At 43.1% G+C, this 17,884-nt stretch carries 15 protein-coding genes and 7 tRNA genes; 21 read left to right on the top strand and 1 reads right to left on the bottom strand.

Annotation, left to right across the window (positions count from 1 at the left end; translation table 11 throughout):
• Nucleotides 1-141 precede the first annotated feature (141 nt).
• The 8 genes from ftsB to rpoS all read left to right on the top strand — a co-directional run bounded on the left by ftsB (nt 142) and on the right by rpoS (nt 6,126).
• A complete protein-coding gene (gene ftsB / locus PMAL9190_RS12290; RefSeq protein WP_087845454.1) occupies nt 142-420 on the top strand; it encodes a cell division protein FtsB in 279 nt (92 codons plus the stop codon).
• Between the two features lie 37 nt (nt 421-457).
• On the top strand, nt 458-1,162 hold the full coding sequence (gene ispD / locus PMAL9190_RS12285) for a 2-C-methyl-D-erythritol 4-phosphate cytidylyltransferase (RefSeq protein WP_087845615.1): 705 nt from the start codon (nt 458-460) through the stop codon (nt 1,160-1,162).
• Complete coding sequence (gene ispF, locus PMAL9190_RS12280) at nt 1,162-1,635, top strand: 2-C-methyl-D-erythritol 2,4-cyclodiphosphate synthase (protein WP_065167889.1); 474 nt, start codon at nt 1,162-1,164, stop codon at nt 1,633-1,635. The genes ispD and ispF overlap by 1 nt, the downstream gene beginning before the upstream one ends.
• Nucleotides 1,636-1,672: 37 nt before the next feature.
• The gene (gene truD / locus PMAL9190_RS12275) at nt 1,673-2,728 is read left to right on the top strand and encodes a tRNA pseudouridine(13) synthase TruD (RefSeq protein WP_087845614.1); all 1,056 of its coding nucleotides are present in this window, start codon (nt 1,673-1,675) and stop codon (nt 2,726-2,728) included.
• Complete coding sequence (surE, locus tag PMAL9190_RS12270) at nt 2,706-3,455, top strand: 5'/3'-nucleotidase SurE (RefSeq protein WP_087845453.1); 750 nt, start codon at nt 2,706-2,708, stop codon at nt 3,453-3,455. Before truD ends, surE begins: the two co-directional genes overlap by 23 nt.
• Nucleotides 3,456-3,457: 2 nt before the next feature.
• Entirely contained in the window at nt 3,458-4,087 is a 630-nt protein-coding gene (locus PMAL9190_RS12265; protein WP_087845452.1) for a protein-L-isoaspartate(D-aspartate) O-methyltransferase, read from the top strand.
• Between the two features lie 3 nt (nt 4,088-4,090).
• Nucleotides 4,091-5,041 carry a peptidoglycan DD-metalloendopeptidase family protein gene (locus PMAL9190_RS12260; protein WP_087845451.1) on the top strand — a complete coding sequence of 317 codons (951 nt, stop codon included), beginning with the start codon at nt 4,091-4,093 and terminating at the stop codon, nt 5,039-5,041.
• Between the two features lie 89 nt (nt 5,042-5,130).
• Nucleotides 5,131-6,126: an RNA polymerase sigma factor RpoS gene (gene rpoS, locus PMAL9190_RS12255; protein WP_087845450.1), complete on the top strand. Its 996-nt coding sequence runs from the start codon at nt 5,131-5,133 to the stop codon at nt 6,124-6,126.
• Nucleotides 6,127-6,251: 125 nt separating this feature from the next.
• Here rpoS and mutS read toward each other — a convergent pair whose 3' ends face one another.
• Entirely contained in the window at nt 6,252-8,831 is a 2,580-nt protein-coding gene (gene mutS, locus PMAL9190_RS12250) for a DNA mismatch repair protein MutS (protein ID WP_087845449.1), read from the bottom strand.
• Nucleotides 8,832-9,044: 213 nt separating this feature from the next.
• Between mutS and pncC the strand changes: the two genes are divergently transcribed.
• The 13 genes from pncC to PMAL9190_RS12185 all read left to right on the top strand — a co-directional run bounded on the left by pncC (nt 9,045) and on the right by PMAL9190_RS12185 (nt 17,852).
• A complete protein-coding gene (gene pncC / locus PMAL9190_RS12245) occupies nt 9,045-9,542 on the top strand; it encodes a nicotinamide-nucleotide amidase (protein ID WP_087845448.1) in 498 nt (165 codons plus the stop codon).
• A 127-nt stretch (nt 9,543-9,669) separates the two neighbouring features.
• Nucleotides 9,670-10,719 (top strand): recombinase RecA, encoded by a 1,050-nt coding sequence (recA, locus tag PMAL9190_RS12240; protein ID WP_087845447.1) that lies wholly within the window; start codon nt 9,670-9,672, stop codon nt 10,717-10,719.
• Nucleotides 10,720-10,938: 219 nt separating this feature from the next.
• Nucleotides 10,939-12,168, top strand: coding sequence for a voltage-gated potassium channel protein (kch, locus tag PMAL9190_RS12235; RefSeq protein ID WP_087845446.1), 1,230 nt, complete (start codon nt 10,939-10,941; stop codon nt 12,166-12,168).
• Between the two features lie 297 nt (nt 12,169-12,465).
• On the top strand, nt 12,466-15,087 hold the full coding sequence (gene alaS / locus PMAL9190_RS12230; protein ID WP_087845445.1) for an alanine--tRNA ligase: 2,622 nt from the start codon (nt 12,466-12,468) through the stop codon (nt 15,085-15,087).
• A gap of 16 nt (nt 15,088-15,103) precedes the next feature.
• Complete coding sequence (locus PMAL9190_RS12225) at nt 15,104-16,288, top strand: aspartate kinase (protein WP_087845444.1); 1,185 nt, start codon at nt 15,104-15,106, stop codon at nt 16,286-16,288.
• Between the two features lie 85 nt (nt 16,289-16,373).
• A complete protein-coding gene (gene csrA / locus PMAL9190_RS12220) occupies nt 16,374-16,571 on the top strand; it encodes a carbon storage regulator CsrA (RefSeq protein WP_060999777.1) in 198 nt (65 codons plus the stop codon).
• A 260-nt stretch (nt 16,572-16,831) separates the two neighbouring features.
• Nucleotides 16,832-16,923, top strand: a tRNA-Ser gene (locus PMAL9190_RS12215).
• Nucleotides 16,924-17,007: 84 nt separating this feature from the next.
• Nucleotides 17,008-17,084: transfer RNA gene (locus tag PMAL9190_RS12210), tRNA-Arg, on the top strand.
• 68 nt (nt 17,085-17,152) lie between these two features.
• A tRNA-Ser gene (locus PMAL9190_RS12205) sits at nt 17,153-17,244 on the top strand.
• A gap of 64 nt (nt 17,245-17,308) precedes the next feature.
• Nucleotides 17,309-17,385: transfer RNA gene (locus tag PMAL9190_RS12200), tRNA-Arg, on the top strand.
• Nucleotides 17,386-17,442: 57 nt separating this feature from the next.
• Nucleotides 17,443-17,534, top strand: a tRNA-Ser gene (locus PMAL9190_RS12195).
• Nucleotides 17,535-17,649: 115 nt separating this feature from the next.
• A tRNA-Arg gene (locus PMAL9190_RS12190) sits at nt 17,650-17,726 on the top strand.
• Nucleotides 17,727-17,775: 49 nt separating this feature from the next.
• Nucleotides 17,776-17,852: transfer RNA gene (locus PMAL9190_RS12185), tRNA-Arg, on the top strand.
• Nucleotides 17,853-17,884 lie beyond the last annotated feature (32 nt).

Below are 17,884 nucleotides of genomic sequence, written 5' to 3'. Positions count from 1 at the left end.
CAATAGCCATAATAGTGGTCACAATAAGCCGATTATGGGATTATTACAGTTGCTGCAGCATCTATTCCAATCATTCACCGAGTGGTTGATTGGAATGTATATTGTTGACATTAACATTTGCGCTGATTTTAAAGGGGAACCATGCGTCTGTTTATCATTATCTTGCTAGTGGTTTTAGCATGGCTGCAGTACGATTTTTGGGATGGTAAAAACGGTATGAATGAATATACCGCCGTAAAAGAAAGTGTTGCCCTTCAACAAGCGGCAAACACTGAATTACAACAACGAAACCAACAAATGTACGCAGAAATTAAAGATCTTCATGGTGGTAAAGAAGCAGTAGAAGAACGTGCGCGTAATGATTTAGGCTTAATCAAGCCCGGTGAAACCTTTGTTCGTATTTTGGGTGATAATAATTAATTGGTCGCGTTTTCTGTTGTGAGTAATAAGTCTAATGATGACTGAAGAATTTATTGCCGTAGTACCAGCGGCTGGCGTCGGTAGTCGCATGGCGGCTGATCGTCCTAAGCAATACCTTCATATTGCAGGTAAAACGATTTTAGAACATACCGTGGATCGGTTATTAAGCTTAACGGAAATTACGCGAGTCGTGATTGCCATCAGTGCTGATGACCCTTATTTTCCACAACTAGGGTTAGCCAATGATCCACGAATCACTGTGGTTGATGGTGGCGCAGAACGGGCTGATTCAGTGTTTGCGGGCTTAGCTGCGATTGATAATGATAATGCATGGGTATTAGTGCATGATGCGGCGCGTCCTTGTGTACGGCAAACTGATCTACGGGCATTGATCACTGCGGCGATCAGCAGTGATTGCGGTGCAATTTTAGCCGCGCCAGTACGTGATACCATGAAGCGTGGACGTCATCATTCAGCGCCTCAGATTAGCCATACGGTAGATCGTGACAACTTATGGCATGCGCTGACACCACAAATGTTTCGCGTCGGATTATTACGTCAATCATTAACCTCGGCATTAGCGCAAGGCGCAACCATAACCGATGAAGCCTCGGCATTAGAGTTTTGTGGTTATACGCCACTGCTCGTTACCGGACGCAGTGATAATCTCAAAGTGACTCAGCCCGAAGATTTAGCCTTGGCTGAGTTTTATTTACAACTTTTATTAAAGGAACAACCTTAATGCGTATTGGTCATGGGTTTGATGTGCATAAATTTGGTGGCGCCGGTCCGGTTATTATTGGTGGTGTTGCGGTTCCTTATGAGCAAGGATTAATCGCCCATTCAGATGGTGATGTTGCTTTGCATGCAGTTTGCGATGCGCTATTAGGTGCGATTGGCGCTGGTGATATTGGCCGTCATTTTCCTGATACTGACGCCGAGTGGGCGGGTGCGGATAGCCGCTTCTTGCTGCGTGATGTTTATAATAAAGTCAAAGCTGCAGGTTATTGTCTTGGGAATGTTGATGTTACGATAATTGCTCAAGCACCTAAGATGGCACCGCATATTGAAGCTATGTGCCAAGCTATTGCCGAGGATCTCGACACCGATATTACCAATGTTAATGTTAAAGCAACCACGTCTGAACGTTTAGGTTTTACCGGGCGCAAAGAAGGTATTGCTTGTGAAGCCGTTGTTTTAATTAAAAAGGTATAACCCCACCATGTCGACAAATAACACCTCAGCTAACGTAATGGATTGTTTTAAGTGGTTGCATGATCAACCAACTTGCCAAGGAAGTATTAAGGCAAACCCACAAGATTTTATCGTTAACGAGCAGTTAGGTTTTAGCTTTAGTGGTGCTGGTGAGCACTTGATGGTTAAAATTCGTAAAACTGGCGAAAATACGAAATACGTCGTTAATGAATTAGCCAAAGCGTGTGGTGTGAAATCACGTGATGTTAGCTGGGCTGGCCTTAAAGATCGCCATGCTGTAACCGAGCAGTGGATCAGTGTTCATTTGCCGGGTAAAGCCGATCCAGATCTAAGCCAGTTTGAAGCTGAGCATCCTGGGATTGAAGTACTTGAGATGACTCGCCATGACAAAAAATTACGTCCAGGTGATCTACAAGGTAACTGGTTCCAATTGCGCTTAACTGATTTAGATCAGCCGCAAGCATTAGCTGAACGTTTAGAGCTTGTTAAGCAACAAGGTGTGGCTAACTATTTTGGTGAGCAACGTTTTGGTCATGGTGGTAATAACGTCATTAAAGCGCGCGCTTGGGGCAATAACGAGTTCCGTGTACGTGATAAGAGTAAACGTAGTTTTTACTTATCTGCTGCACGCTCATGGATGTTTAACCAAGTATTGTCAGCGCGTATCGAACAAAACCTCACCCGTGAAATCATGGTAGGTGACTGTCTACAAGCAGCAGGTGATGAGCGTACGTTTATTGCAGAAACAATGACACCTGAATTACAGCAGCAAGTAATGCAAGCTGAAGTGGCAATTACAGGTCCATTATTGGGCGATAATGCTTTACCGACAACAGCAGATGCACAAGCATTTGAATTGGCGATTGTGGAGCAAGAACCAGCATTAGTGGCACTTGTTCGTGATAATCGTATGCGTCATGATCGCCGCCCATTATTATTATTGCCGCAGAATATGCAATGGCAGTTTGATGATAACGGTGTGATCCTTTCTTTTGCTTTACCTGCTGGTAGTTTTGCGACTGCGGTTGTGCGTGAGTTGATCATGCCGCTAGAATCAGAAGGTATGAATGATGAGAATACTGATCAGCAATGATGATGGTATTTTTGCTGAAGGAATAAATACCTTAGCCCATGTTTTAGCTGACTTGGGTGAGGTAACGGTAGTGGCGCCTGATCGTAATCGTTCAGGCGCATCCAATTCATTAACGATTGATTATCCACTACGTATTCGTCAGCAAAGTAAAAACAAGGTTGCAGTGCAAGGTACACCGGTTGATTGTGTTCATTTTGCACTGACTGAGTGGTTGAATGAGCGACCAGATATTGTTGTCACTGGTATTAACCATGGTGCCAATCTCGGTGATGATGTGTTGTATTCAGGCACTGTTGCTGCAGCGACTGAAGGCTACTTTTTAGGTGTACCAGCGATTGCGGTATCATTAGTGGGCGATAACCACTTTGACACCGCCGCTCAAGTGGTAAAAGTGTTGATTGAAAAAATGATCAACCAACCATTAGCGACTCAAAAAATAATTAATGTTAATGTTCCCGATGTGCCGTTTGAGCAATTAAAGGGGTGGAAAATAACCCGTTTAGGTGCTCGACATCGTGCTGTCAGTATGATCAAAAAAACTGATCCTCGTGGTAATCCCTTGTATTGGTTAGGTCCTCCTGGTGAAACACAAGATGCGGCTGCTGGAACCGATTTTTTTGCGATTGAGCACGGAGAAGTATCGATCACTCCGTTGCAAGTCGACCTGACTGCGCATGATGCCATAGCTGGGTTAGAAAGCTGGATGCATGTTGTGGAGATCCGATAACTATGCGTTATCAGAGACAAGTTGATAATTTAATTGCACTATTAACCCAAAGAGGCATTACTGATCAACGGGTGTTGCGCGCGATTGCTGCAATACCACGTGAATTTTTTGTCGACGAAGCATTTTCTTATCAAGCGTATGAGAATAATGCGCTGCCTATTGGTAGTGGTCAGACAATTTCACAGCCTTATATCGTTGCTAAAATGACGTCGCTATTAGCACTGACACCGCAATCATCAGTGCTAGAAATTGGTACCGGTTCTGGTTATCAAGCATCAGTATTGGCACAATTAGTTGATCATGTTTATTCTGTAGAACGGATTAAAGGCCTGCAATGGCAAGCAAAACGACGCTTTAAGCAGTTAGAATTGTATAATATTTCAACCAAACATGGTGATGGATGGCTGGGCTGGGAAAGTAAAGGCCCATTTGATGCTATTATTGTCACCGCCGCGCCAAGTGAGGTTCCCCAGAGCCTAAAAGATCAACTTGCCGATGGCGGTCGCTTGATATTACCCGTAGGTTATTCTGAACAAGTGTTAAGATTGATTGTTCGCAGTGGCGAGCAGTTTATTGAAACGGATATCGAACCGGTTAAATTTGTGCCGTTAGTGGCTGGAGATTTGGCGTAAACCATGAGTATTGAACGTATGATAAAAAAAATAATTCAACCTTCTTTGCTAGCAGTAAGCTGTGTTGCTCTGCTGTCGGCATGTAGTAGTCATACGCCTGCTCCTGTTTCAAATCTTGCTAAAGATTATTCACAATTACAGCGCGGTAGCTTTCATGGACGTTATTACACCGTTCAAAAGGGCGATACGTTATATTTTATCTCTTATATGACTGATCGCGATGTAAAAGATATCGTCAAACTCAACCGCTTACCTCGCCCTTATACAATTTATCCTGGACAAAAGTTAGCGATTCCAGTTGCAGACAGCCATACAGCGACAGCTTCACGGAATAGTAACGTGGTTGTAACGCCACTGGCTGTGCCATCGACAGCTCCAACGGTGACCCATACTGTGGCTAAACCTGTTGTGGCTAAACCGGTTGTGCAAAAAACAACCAATAAACCTGTTGCGAAGCCGAAAGCAAAAGAGTACTCTGGAAATTCAAAAGTTAACAAACCTGTAACAACTAAGCCGGTAACAACCAAACCGGTAGCTAAACCAGTAACACCCAAGCCAGTTGTTAAACCGACAGTACAAGTTTCAAGTTCAGGCTGGGCTTGGCCTGTAAAAGGAAAAGTTATTGCAGGGTTCTCTAGTGCAGATAATGGCAACAAAGGTATCGATATTACTGCCGCTCGCGGTACACCAATTCGAGCCACAGCCGCAGGTAAAGTGGTATACGCCGGCGATGCATTACGAGGATACGGTAACTTAGTGATCATTAAGCATAGTGAAGATTATCTCAGTGCTTATGCCCACAACGACAAAATATTAGTCAAAGAACAGCAGTCAGTTAAAGCTGGCCAGGAAATAGCTACTATGGGTAGTTCGGGTGCATCAAGTGTTAGATTGCACTTTGAGATTCGTTATAAAGGTAAGTCAGTTGATCCAATGCGCTTTCTTCCCAAGTAGCAAGCCATAACAAAAATAGAGAGAAACGTACAAATTAGAAATGACATCATGACGTTGTAATGTCTTTAACTCGCCATCTGGGAGGCGCTATGAGTAGAAGCAGCACAGCCAAAAAACTTGAATCATTGACATTAGATGACAGCATTGAGCTTAACAGCTTAGTGATGCCAACTGATAATAATTCTGATACGTCAACATCGAGTGAAGATGTTGATATCTCCAAATATGAGACCAACGCTAAAGCGCTTGATGCAACACAACTTTATTTAGGTGAAATTGGATTTTCTCCTTTGCTTACAGCTGAAGAAGAAGTGTTGTATGCCCGCCGTGCACTGCGTGGTGATGAAGTATCACGAAAACGAATGATTGAAAGTAATCTTCGTTTAGTGGTGAAAATATCACGTCGCTACAGTAATCGTGGGTTAGCGTTACTTGATCTAGTTGAAGAAGGTAACCTTGGGCTGATTCGTGCGGTTGAGAAGTTTGACCCAGAACGAGGTTTTCGTTTTTCAACTTACGCAACGTGGTGGATCCGTCAAACTATTGAACGGGCAATCATGAACCAAACCCGTACCATTCGTTTACCTATCCACGTAGTGAAAGAGCTTAATGTCTATTTACGTACGGCACGTGAATTAGCGCAAAAGCTCGATCATGAGCCAACGGCAGAAGATATCGCACTGCAACTTGAAAAATCGGTTGATGATGTTAACCGTATGCTGCGTCTTAATGAACGAGTGAGTTCGGTTGATAATCCTATCGGTGGTGATTCTGATAAAGCACTATTAGACATTATTCCGGATGAAAAAGGCGGCAGTCCTGAAACATCGACTCAAGATGATGATATTAAGAATTCGATAGTACATTGGCTGCAAGAACTGAATCCAAAGCAGCGTGAAGTATTGGCGCGTCGATTTGGCTTATTGGGCTATGAAGCATCAACATTAGAAGATGTGGGGCGAGAAATTGGCTTAACCCGTGAGCGTGTTCGCCAGATTCAAGTCGAAGGTTTACGTCGTTTACGCGACATGCTAACCCACCAAGGGTTAAGTATTGAATCCTTATTTAACCAAGAAGTATGTTGAATATCAATGCGCACGGTCTTTTTTAATCTACTTTTACGTGAGCAGATATTACAACCAATAAAAAGGACGCTTGAGCGTCCTTTTTTATGTATTTCAAATGCAGTATCAGTATGTGTTGTTAGCGATTAGTGTACTAACGCTTTAAGGCGATACAGTTCATCTAATGCTTGGCGAGGGGTTAATTCATCAGGGTTAACATTTGCTAGTGCTTCTTCGACTTCACTTGGCTCAGGGATCAAGCTTAGCTGATGTTCCTCTCGTGGTGGTTGTCCGGCAACAACCGGCTGTTGAGCTTGTTGATGACCTAGTGCCTCTAACTGCTTAAGCTTAACTTTAGCACGCTTGATAACGGCTTTGGGTACGCCAGCAAGACTTGCAACGGCTAGACCGTATGACTTGCTAGCCGCACCATCTTGAACGCTATGCATAAAGGCAATATTGTCACCGTGTTCAACCGCATCTAGATGAACATTGGCTAATCCAGAGAGCAGTAATGGCAGCTCGGTTAACTCAAAGTAGTGGGTGGCAAATAATGTCATTGCGGCAATTTTATCTGCTAGCCATTCAGCACTTGCCCACGCCAGAGATAAACCATCATAAGTACTGGTACCACGGCCAATTTCATCCATTAACACTAAGCTATGTTTAGTGGCATTATGAAGGATATTGGCTGTTTCTGTCATTTCGACCATAAAGGTTGAACGTCCTGAAGCGAGATCATCAGATGCACCGATACGGGTAAAGATGCGATCTAGCGGACCGATTGTTACAGCTTTCGCTGGTACAAATGACCCCACGTGTGCCAATAATGCTATCAAGGCAGTTTGACGCATATAGGTTGATTTACCACCCATGTTAGGACCGGTAATGATCAGCATGCGACGATCTTGGTGTAACGCTATTGGGTTAGCAATAAACGGTTCACTTAACACTTGCTCAACCACGGGGTGACGACCAGCAGTAATATTAATACCTGTGGTAGTGGTTAATTGTGGACGACAGTAATTTAGGCTATCAGCACGCTCGGCTAAGTTAGTCAGAACATCTAATTCAGATAATGCACTTGCAGCGAGTTGTAATCGTTCTAAATGCGGCAATAACAGATCAAATAGCTCATCCCAGAGTTTTTTCTCAAGCGCTAACGCTTTTGATTTTGAGTTGAGTACTTTATCTTCGTGCTCTTTTAATTCTGGAATAATATAGCGTTCAGCATTTTTTAGGGTTTGACGACGAATATAGTGCTCAGGCACTAAATGACTTTGACCACGACTGACTTGAATAAAGAAACCATGAACCTGATTAAAGCCGACTTTAAGGCTATCAATGTCATGACGCTCACGTTCACGATTTTCAAGATCGGTTAAATATTGTTTAGCGCCATCGGCTAAATCTCGCCATTCATCGAGCTCAGCATTATATCCCGGTGCGAGCACACCACCATCACGAATAATTACTGGCGGATTTTCAATAATAGCGTGTTCAAGTAGTTGGCACAGATCATCCATTGGTGCAGCATTCTGGGCTAATTCAGTAATGCGATCTTGGGGAATTTCAGCTAATAATTGCGCCAGTTCTGGCAAATATTGCATCGCGGTACGCATACGAGCTAAATCACGCGGGCGTGCTGAACGTAACGCGAGTCGTGCAAGAATACGTTCGAGATCGCCCATATGACGTAATACGATAGCGGTATCAACAAACATGCCGCTATCTTTAAACGCTTCAATGGCATTTAAGCGGCCATTCAGTTGCTGTTGATCGCGAATTGGCTGATGCAGCCAACGTTTAAGTAAACGGCTACCCATTGGAGTCGCTGTATGATCCAATACCGATGCTAGGGTGTTATCAAAGCCGCCCGCTAAATTTTGGGTTAACTCCAAATTACGCCGTGTTGCAGCATCCAAAATAACCGCATGATCTTGGGTATCTAGAGTGATCGCACGAATATGAGGTAGCGCAGTACGTTGAGTATCTTTGACATATTGCATTAAACAGCCAGCAGCACATAAACCAAGGTTGGCTTTTTCAACCCCAAATCCGACTAAGTCTCGAGTACCAAATTGTAAGGTTAGTTGTTGGCGCGCAGTTTCAAGTTCAAATTCCCAAATAGGGCGACGACGCTTACCTTTAAACGGTTCAACTAAATGTAAATAGGTGAAATCTTCAGGGTAGAGTAATTCCGCAGGGCTCGTTCGTTGCAGTTCTGCCTGCATCTCTTCTTCAGTCGTTGGCTCGGTTAGCATGAAGCGGCCAGAGGTAATATCAAGTGTTGCATAGCCAAATTTATTATTGGCAGTATAGATTGCCGCAATTAAATTATCGCGACGTTCATTAAGTAGTGCTTCATCACTCACCGTTCCTGGTGTGATGATACGCACAACTTTACGTTCAACAGGACCTTTGCTAGTAGCGGGATCACCAATCTGCTCACAGATAGCAACAGATACCCCTTGCTGAACTAATTTAGCCAGATATCCTTCAGCTGCATGGTGAGGAATACCTGCCATCGGAATTGGTTCACCGTTGGTCGCGCCACGCTTTGTCAGAGAGATATCAAGTAGTTGTGAAGCTCGCTTGGCATCATCAAAAAACATCTCATAGAAATCGCCCATGCGGTAAAACAATAAAGTATCAGGGTTTTCAGCTTTGATCCGAAGGAACTGCTGCATCATAGGAGTATGTTTTTCTAAGCCTTTTATCGTCACGATATTGCCTACTCTTGCTGGTTCAACGTCGGCCACGTAAGGTAGCTCGACCAATTAAATAATGAAGCTTAAGGATACGTGAATCAGTGGATCGGGCAAAGTAGCCATTAGAGTTTTTTTATCATCTTTGCAATGGTCGTTAACAGGCGTAAAGTTAATGCTTACCGCTCGCTATGTTAAATACTGTAATGGGTAACCCGCTTGGAGGCATCAATGACAAATATCGAACAATTAGCTGTTGAACTTGGTCAGCTATTAACGGCTAAAAAATGGATCGCAACTACCGCAGAGTCGTGTACTGGAGGTGGTGTTTCGTTTGCTATTACTGATATTCCAGGAAGCTCTGCCTGGTTTAATCGCGCTTTTATTACATATAGCAATGAAGCTAAGCAACAAATGCTAAGTGTTACCGAGCAAGCACTGACTGAATTTGGTGCAGTCAGTGAGGCGGTAGTATTTGAAATGGCGTGTGGTGCTTTAGCCGCTTCTCGAGCAGATATCAGTGTTGCTATCAGTGGAATTGCTGGCCCTGATGGTGGCACTGAAGAAAAACCGGTTGGTACGGTATGGTTCGCTTGGGCTGATGCGACAGGATGGCAACAGACACGCAGTTGTTTATTTAATGGATCACGCCAAGAGGTGAGACAGCAAGCGATTGCTGAAGCATTATCTGGGTTGATTGAGCGAGTTAAGCAAGTAATGGCACAGTGATTTTATTTTTTAAACGTTGTATTTAACAAAAAAAATTCAACCAGAACTAGACACTGTATGAATAGACAGTATACTAAGTCTCATACTCAGTTCAGTCACTTTATTTTAGCATCCGTTGGAGAGTCAAATGGACGACAACAAGCAGAAGGCTCTTGCCGCAGCGTTAGGCCAGATTGAGAAGCAGTTCGGTAAAGGTTCAATCATGAAGTTGGGCGATAACCGTACAATGGATATCGAAACCATTTCAACGGGTTCATTATCACTTGATATTGCATTAGGTGCTGGTGGCTTACCAATGGGGCGTATCGTCGAAATCTACGGTCCAGAATCATCAGGTAAAACAACCCTAACGTTAGAAACGATTGCAGCAGCTCAAAAAGCAGGTAAGACGTGTGCATTTATCGATGCAGAGCACGCTCTCGATCCAATTTATGCTGAAAAACTAGGTGTTGATATTGACCAACTTCTTGTTTCTCAACCTGATACTGGTGAGCAAGCATTAGAAATCGTTGATGCACTAGCACGCTCAGGTGCGGTTGATTTAATTGTTGTCGACTCCGTTGCCGCTTTAACACCAAAAGCTGAAATTGAAGGTGAAATGGGTGACTCGCATATGGGTCTGCAAGCGCGTATGCTGTCGCAAGCAATGCGTAAGTTAACCGGTAACCTTAAACAGTCTAACTGTATGTGTATCTTCATTAACCAAATCCGTATGAAAATTGGTGTGATGTTTGGTAACCCAGAAACCACGACAGGCGGTAATGCGTTGAAGTTCTATGCTTCGGTTCGTCTTGATATTCGTCGTACTGGCGCAATTAAAGATGGCGATGAAGTGGTAGGTAACGAAACTCGCATTAAGGTTGTTAAAAATAAAATTGCGGCACCATTTAAGCAAGCAGAAACACAAATTCTTTATGGTCAAGGCTTTAACCGTCTAGGTGAGTTGATTGATCTAGGTGTTAAGCACAAGTTTGTCGACAAAGCTGGTGCTTGGTATAGCTACAATGGCGACAAAATTGGTCAAGGTAAAGCTAACTCGACTAAGTACCTTGCTGATCACCCAGAGCTAGCAGCAGAATTAGATAAGAAATTACGTGATTTACTGTTAAGCCCAGCCGTTGAATCCGAAGAAAAAGACAGTGAAATATCTGTTGCTGAAGACGGTGATGCTTTTTAAGTAAACGTATTTGCCCTGTTGGCTAAACAATACATACTTTAACCCAGCCTTTGTGCTGGGTTTTTTTATGTCACTTGTGCTGTAATAATTGTATGAATCTACGTTAACTTTAATTCGCAAACCTAGGCTGTTTTCTGCTTTAATAGGCTAACGAAAAGTTGTTGTTTTATATTTTTTATTCAATTGAGTTATCGATTTCATTAACTAGGCATATTTATAATGAAAGAGCACGTGTCGTGGATACGTTGGATGGGGCAAACCATTCGACGCTTTACCGAGTGGCTTTACACTCTGCGCCATATTTTTGTGGCAGTGTTTGTATTAGGTAATAGCGGCCTTATTTTTCATACAATCTATGGCTTACCAATTAACCTACTGACATTATTTAATGTTCGAAACTACGCCCAAATTAACGTCAGTTTTTTAACTAACGCGCCTTACTTTATGTTAGGGGTGTTTATTGTTATGAGTTCGGTGGGGCTGTTTTTCAGGGCACGAATTTCATGGATGATCAGTTTTACATTAATGCTGATTAATATCTTTTATACCGCGCACATTCATCCTCAGCAAACCCATAATATTCATTATGGTATCGCGTCATTAATTTTATTATTTATGGTGCGGAAGTATTTTTCTAAAAGCAGTGTTGCAGCCGGTAGTATTTTTGCGTTAATTAGTGTGATCACTTTATTATTAACCTCTACTTATGGTGCATTGTATTTTGGTGACGGATTTAATCCTAAAATCACCAGTTTATTGACTGCGTTTTACTATGCAATAGAAACCATGTCGACAGTAGGATATGGTGATATCGTACCGGTTACAGAGCCGGCACGGTTATTTACCATTTCGGTCATTGTCTCTGGTATTACAGTGTTTGCCACATCGGCAACGTCAGTGTTAGGCCCTGTTGTTCATAGTGGTTTTGAACGACTTGTTAAAGGTAATAGCAAAAAAATGGATCGTACTAATCACTTTATAATTTGTGGCTTATCAAGCCTTGGTATTAATACCATTAAACAGCTCACGGAGCGTAAACAGCCAATTACGATTATTGTTTCCCCCCGCATTCAGCAAGTGGCAAAAGATCAATTAGAAGGGCTAGATGTGGTTGTGGGAGATTACAGCGACGGTGCTACTTTAACTCAAGCCGGAGTGATGAATGCAAAGGCGGTACTAGCATTGAGTGATGATGATGCTGATAACGCGTTTATTGTATTATCGGCGATTGAATTAGCCAGTTCAGCGCGCACTGTGGCATTGGTTAACGAAAGCAAAAACATCAATAAAGTGAAAAGCGTTAATCCTGACATTGTGATTTCACCGCAGCAGTTTGCGAGTGATATTCTGGCGCGGGTATTAAACGGTGAAAGCATTGATAGTGATTCGATTGTGGCGTCGCTACTGCATTCTGTGCAAGGATTGTCAGATAACGAAATTAATAAATAATCGTTAATTTATCGCCATTAGTAGCGCGAGTTCATATGTTATATGAATCGTTTACAAGGGGAGTGAGCTTGTAGATAGCAAACTAACGGCGATTATTTGATACATTTTGCCACATATCATTTCCCGTAATAGCTACCGTTGTTTTACAATAGCCCCCAAAAAATTTATCTTAGCTTTATTACTAGACGGTGACTGTTGATTGAGCCTTATATTTAAAGGTCTAAACGGTCATCGAAGAAAATCGCCATCGGGTGTTTTTCTGTCCTTCTATTTCAAGCATTAATTCAGGATTTGCCAATGTACATGAGCACTGATGAGATTCGCCGCGCGTATCTTGCGTTTTTCGAGAGCAAAGGCCACCAGATCGTGGAAAGCTCATCTCTAGTTCCTGCGAATGACCCAACGTTGTTATTCACTAACGCAGGTATGAACCAATTTAAAGATACATTCCTTGGTCTTGAGAAGCGTAACTATACACGTGCGACAAGCGCTCAGCGTTGTGTTCGTGCGGGTGGTAAACATAACGACCTTGAAAATGTAGGTTTTACAGCGCGTCACCATACTTTCTTTGAAATGCTAGGTAACTTCAGCTTTGGCGATTACTTTAAGCATGACGCGATTGGTTATGCGTGGGAGTTTCTAACCAAAGAGCTTAAGCTTCCTGAAGATCGTTTAGTTGTTACTATCTATGAAAGTGATGATGAAGCGTTTGAAATCTGGAATAAAGAAATTGGTATTCCAGCTGATCGTATCGTACGAATTGGTGATAACAAAGGTGCACCGTTTGCTTCTGATAACTTCTGGCAAATGGGTGACACCGGTCCTTGTGGTCCTTGTACTGAAATTTTCTATGATCACGGCGATCACATCTGGGGTGGCCGTCCTGGCACGCCAGAAGAAGATGGTGACCGCTTTATTGAGATCTGGAATAACGTATTTATGCAGTTCAACCGTCAAGCTGACGGCACAATGGAACCGCTACCTAAGCCATCTGTAGATACTGGTATGGGTATTGAGCGTATTGCTGCAATTATGCAAGGCGTACACTCAAACTATGAAATCGATATCTTCCAAACTCTAATTAAAGAAGCTGCGGCGGTTATTGGTTATGACGATCTGTCTAATCAATCACTACGTGTTGTCGCTGACCATATTCGTTCTTGTGCATTCTTGATTGCTGATGGTGTTATGCCATCAAACGAAGGCCGCGGTTATGTATTACGTCGTATTATTCGTCGTGCAGTACGTCACGGTAACAAGTTAGGCGCACAAGGTGTGTTCTTCTACAAACTTGTTGGTCCATTAGCTGAAATTATGGGCTCTGCAGGTGTTGAGCTTAAAGCACAGCAAGAGCTAGTAGAAAAAGTACTTAAGATTGAAGAAGACAACTTCAGCCGCACACTTGAGCGTGGTCTAACAATTCTTAATGAAGCACTGGATAACATCGACGGTAATGTACTTGATGGTGAAACCGTATTTAAGCTTTACGATACTTACGGTTTCCCTGCTGACTTAACTAACGATGTTGCGCGTGAGCGTGGTTTCTCAATTGATGAAGATGGTTTTGAAACGGCAATGGAAGCTCAACGTCAACGTGCTCGTGACGCTGGCAACTTTGGCGTTGATTACAATGATGCAATCAAAGTTGATGCTGAAACGACGTTCTGTGGTTACAGCGCAACAGATGGTGAAGGTGTTGTTGTTGCACTATACCGTGACGGTAATGCTGTAGATACTATCAATGCAGGCGACAATGCATTAGTGGTATTATCAAATACACCATTTTATGCAGAGTCAGGCGGCCAATGCGGTGATAGCGGTTTACTAACGGCTGAAGGCGTAGTGTTTAACGTTGCAGATACGCAAAAATTTGGTGCCGCAACAGGCCATAAAGGTCAATTAGTTGAAGGTTCACTGACGGTGGGTCAACAACTAACTGCTGCAGTTGACTCAGAGCGTCGTCAAGCGATTAGCTTAAACCACTCAGCAACTCACTTAATGCACGCTGCACTACGCACTATTTTGGGCGATCATGTTGCTCAGAAAGGCTCATTAGTAAAAGCTGACGGGCTACGTTTTGACTTCTCAAACCTAGAAGCAGTTAAACCTGAGCAGTTACGTGCTGTTGAGAATATGGTAAACGAGCAAATTCGTGCAAACCATAGCATTGATACTAACATCATGGACATTGAAGCTGCGAAAGCGAAAGGCGCAATGGCATTGTTTGGTGAGAAGTATGACGACCAAGTTCGTGTGTTAAGCATGGGCGATTTCTCGACTGAACTGTGTGGTGGTGTTCACGCTAACCGTACTGGTGATATTGGTCTATTTAAGATTGTTTCTGAAAGTGGTATCGCTGCAGGTATTCGTCGTATCGAAGCGGTAACGGGCGCTGGTGCGATTGCTGCAATGCATGACGAAGATATGATGCTAGCGAAAACAGCGCGCTTAGTGAAGTCTGACGTTGCTTCTGTCGTTAGCAAAGTGGATGCGTTAGTCTCGCACAGCAAGCAATTAGAAAAAGAAATTCAGCAATTGAAAGACAAGCTAGCCGCGCAAGAAGGTGCAAGCTTGATTAACAAAGCTCAACAAATTAATGGCGTTAAGGTATTAATTGCCCAGCTTGACGGTGCTGATAACAAAGCATTACGTGGCATGGTTGATGAACTAAAAAATCAACTAGGCAGTGGTGTGGTGCTATTAGGTAATGTTAGCGAAGGTAAAGTTGGCCTTATTGCTGGTGTTACTAAAGATTTAATTGGCAAAGTAAAAGCAGGTGAGCTAGTTAACTTGGTGGCATTACAAGTTGGTGGTAAAGGCGGCGGCCGTCCTGATATGGCACAAGCGGGTGGTACTGACGCAGCAGCATTGCCTGCAGCATTAGACACTGTTGCACCATGGCTTGCTGAAAAACTGTAATCACCGGAGATCTAATGTGGCACTATTAGTGCAAAAATTTGGTGGCACATCGGTCGGCAGTATTGAGCGAATAGAAGCGGTTGCTGAGCGAGTGATAAAAGCTCGCCAGTGTGGCCACCAAGTTGTAGTTGTATTGTCTGCTATGGCCGGTGAAACGAATCGTTTATTAGGCTTAGCTAAGCAGATTGATGCGATACCGACACCTCGTGAGCTGGATGTTTTACTGGCAGCGGGAGAACAGGTATCAATTGCTTTATTAGCTATGGCGTTGAATAAACGCGGCTATAGCGCGATCTCATTGACGGCTGATCAAGTTGTTATTCATACGGATAATAACTTTAATAATGCCACGATCCATGAGGTTGAAACCCAGCATATGACCACATTACTAGGCCAAGACAACATTGTTGTCGTGGCCGGTTTTCAAGGACGTGACATTGATGGCAATGTCACAACCTTAGGCCGTGGTGGGTCTGATACGACTGCGGTTGCTATTGCGAGTGCGCTTAAAGCAGATGAATGCCAGATCTTTACTGATGTTGATGGCGTATACTCAACAGATCCAAGAATTGTACCAAGTGCGACGCGTTTAGATGTGATTCATTTTGATTATATGACTTGCATGGCGCGCTTAGGGGCAAAAGTGCTACAATTACAATCTGTAGAGTATGCATGCCAACATCGCGTTCCATTACGTGTTCTTTCTTCATTTGAAGAAGGAGAGGGGACGTTAGTCAATTTTGATGTGATGAGTAATCAAAACATCATTGGCGTTGCACTTCAAAGGCAGCAGGTTTTAGTTAATATCACACTACCAGCCACTGTTCTAAATGAGCAGCTGGGGTTATATGGTTTGACAGCTTGGAATTTATCAACTAATTCTAGTGATGATATATCACAAATCGTTATTTCTAATGATGATTTAGCGCGTTTAAGGCTAGTGTTTGATAGCAAAATGCGCCATATTGGTATGGTCTCTATACTTTCTTTGATAGGAAAGGATATTCAGCAACATTTGGAGTGTATTCAAATGGTACTGCGAGAGGCTGGCATTATAGTGCATACATATCAGGGCGATAAGAAGTGCTTATCTTTATTGATTAATGAAGATGACCATCTTGCAGCTGTTGATTTAATCCATGAAAAATTTGTGGTTGATGGCCAGTGTTTAGGTAATCTATCGCATCTTGCTGTTTCTTGAGCCACGGCTATTTATGAAATTGTGATTTTATTGGATAAAAAACGTTAAATTCTTATAAGACTGAGATTACTCAAGGAGCACTCGAATGCTAATTTTAACACGTCGTGTAGGTGAAACTCTAATGATCGGTGACGAAGTAACCGTTACTGTTCTTGGTGTTAAGGGAAATCAGGTACGTATTGGTGTAAATGCACCTAAAGAAGTATCTGTTCACCGTGAAGAAATTTATATGCGAATTCAAGCTGAAAAAGAATCTGGTACTCCGAGTACTGGTAACTACTAATTCGAAGAGGGCTAGGATATTTATCCTGGCCTTTTTTGTGTCTGTAGCAAAGTAATACTGATCTAGTCACGATAAGATGCCGTTGTTATTAGTGAGTTTTAAGCGTTGTTATTAAGCCTAAGAAATGAATACTTCATTAGTTACGTTGCATTAATTATCGCATTGCTTACTAAGTGTGCATTCGTGCGGCAAGTGTTGGTTTTTATCAATAAAGTGTTTGACTTATTTTGGTCTAACAGTAATATGTGCCTCCACAAGACGGTGAGGTGGCCGAGAGGCTGAAGGCGCTCCCCTGCTAAGGGAGTATACGGTTTATCCCGTATCGAGGGTTCGAATCCCTCCTTCACCGCCATTATTTTTTAATGGATATTGTGAACGCTTTCTTATTGATTTAATTATCTTAATTTGGGATAATGCAACGGTAGTAAAGCACAGTGCGCGCGTAGCTCAGCTGGATAGAGTACCTGGCTACGAACCAGGCGGTCGGAGGTTCGAATCCTCCCGCGCGCACCATTATTTAAGCGATGAGTCATGTTGGCGTTTAGCTGCTAATATAACTTGTTACTTGCACCGAATTGTGTGGTGAGGTGGCCGAGAGGCTGAAGGCGCTCCCCTGCTAAGGGAGTATACGGTTTATCCCGTATCGAGGGTTCGAATCCCTCCTTCACCGCCATTCTTTATTGATGGCAACGATGTTGAAATCAATATGGTGTTTTCTTTAGCAAGAAACACCCAGTGCGCGCGTAGCTCAGCTGGATAGAGTACCTGGCTACGAACCAGGCGGTCGGAGGTTCGAATCCTCCCGCGCGCACCATTATTTAAGCGATGAGTTGATTATAGTCATTAACTTGTTACTTATACCAATTTGTGTGGTGAGGTGGCCGAGAGGCTGAAGGCGCTCCCCTGCTAAGGGAGTATACGGTTTATCCCGTATCGAGGGTTCGAATCCCTCCTTCACCGCCATTCTTTTGCAAGTTGTTAAAAATTACCGCAAGGTAAGGTTTGACGATTGCATTATTCCTTTTTATAGCTAAAAGGAATTATTTCTGGAAAGATATTATCTTAAAAGAAATACAGTGCGCGCGTAGCTCAGCTGGATAGAGTACCTGGCTACGAACCAGGCGGTCGGAGGTTCGAATCCTCCCGCGCGCACCATTATTTAAAGTGATAAGCCTCATGCTTGTTACTGTTACACCGATTTAGTGCGCGCGTAGCTCAGCTGGATAGAGTACCTGGCTACGAACCAGGCGGTCGGAGGTTCGAATCCTCCCGCGCGCACCATTATTTAAAGTGATGAGCCTCAATGCTTGTTA

The organism is Photobacterium malacitanum, from assembly GCF_900185615.1.
Classification (GTDB): domain Bacteria; phylum Pseudomonadota; class Gammaproteobacteria; order Enterobacterales; family Vibrionaceae; genus Photobacterium; species Photobacterium malacitanum.
This window is presented reverse-complemented; position numbering and strand designations above follow the sequence as displayed.

Excerpts from the sequence above, each read along its gene's own strand:
- ftsB (WP_087845454.1), top strand. The coding sequence starts at position 142 with ATGCGTCTGTTTATCATTATCTTGCTAGTGGTTTTAGCATGGCTGCAG.
- ispD (WP_087845615.1), top strand. The coding sequence starts at position 458 with ATGACTGAAGAATTTATTGCCGTAGTACCAGCGGCTGGCGTCGGTAGT.
- ispF (WP_065167889.1), top strand. The coding sequence starts at position 1,162 with ATGCGTATTGGTCATGGGTTTGATGTGCATAAATTTGGTGGCGCCGGT.
- truD (WP_087845614.1), top strand. The coding sequence starts at position 1,673 with ATGGATTGTTTTAAGTGGTTGCATGATCAACCAACTTGCCAAGGAAGT.
- surE (WP_087845453.1), top strand. The coding sequence starts at position 2,706 with ATGAGAATACTGATCAGCAATGATGATGGTATTTTTGCTGAAGGAATA.
- PMAL9190_RS12265 (WP_087845452.1), top strand. The coding sequence starts at position 3,458 with ATGCGTTATCAGAGACAAGTTGATAATTTAATTGCACTATTAACCCAA.
- PMAL9190_RS12260 (WP_087845451.1), top strand. The coding sequence starts at position 4,091 with ATGAGTATTGAACGTATGATAAAAAAAATAATTCAACCTTCTTTGCTA.
- rpoS (WP_087845450.1), top strand. The coding sequence starts at position 5,131 with ATGAGTAGAAGCAGCACAGCCAAAAAACTTGAATCATTGACATTAGAT.
- pncC (WP_087845448.1), top strand. The coding sequence starts at position 9,045 with ATGACAAATATCGAACAATTAGCTGTTGAACTTGGTCAGCTATTAACG.
- recA (WP_087845447.1), top strand. The coding sequence starts at position 9,670 with ATGGACGACAACAAGCAGAAGGCTCTTGCCGCAGCGTTAGGCCAGATT.
- kch (WP_087845446.1), top strand. The coding sequence starts at position 10,939 with ATGAAAGAGCACGTGTCGTGGATACGTTGGATGGGGCAAACCATTCGA.
- alaS (WP_087845445.1), top strand. The coding sequence starts at position 12,466 with ATGTACATGAGCACTGATGAGATTCGCCGCGCGTATCTTGCGTTTTTC.
- csrA (WP_060999777.1), top strand. The coding sequence starts at position 16,374 with ATGCTAATTTTAACACGTCGTGTAGGTGAAACTCTAATGATCGGTGAC.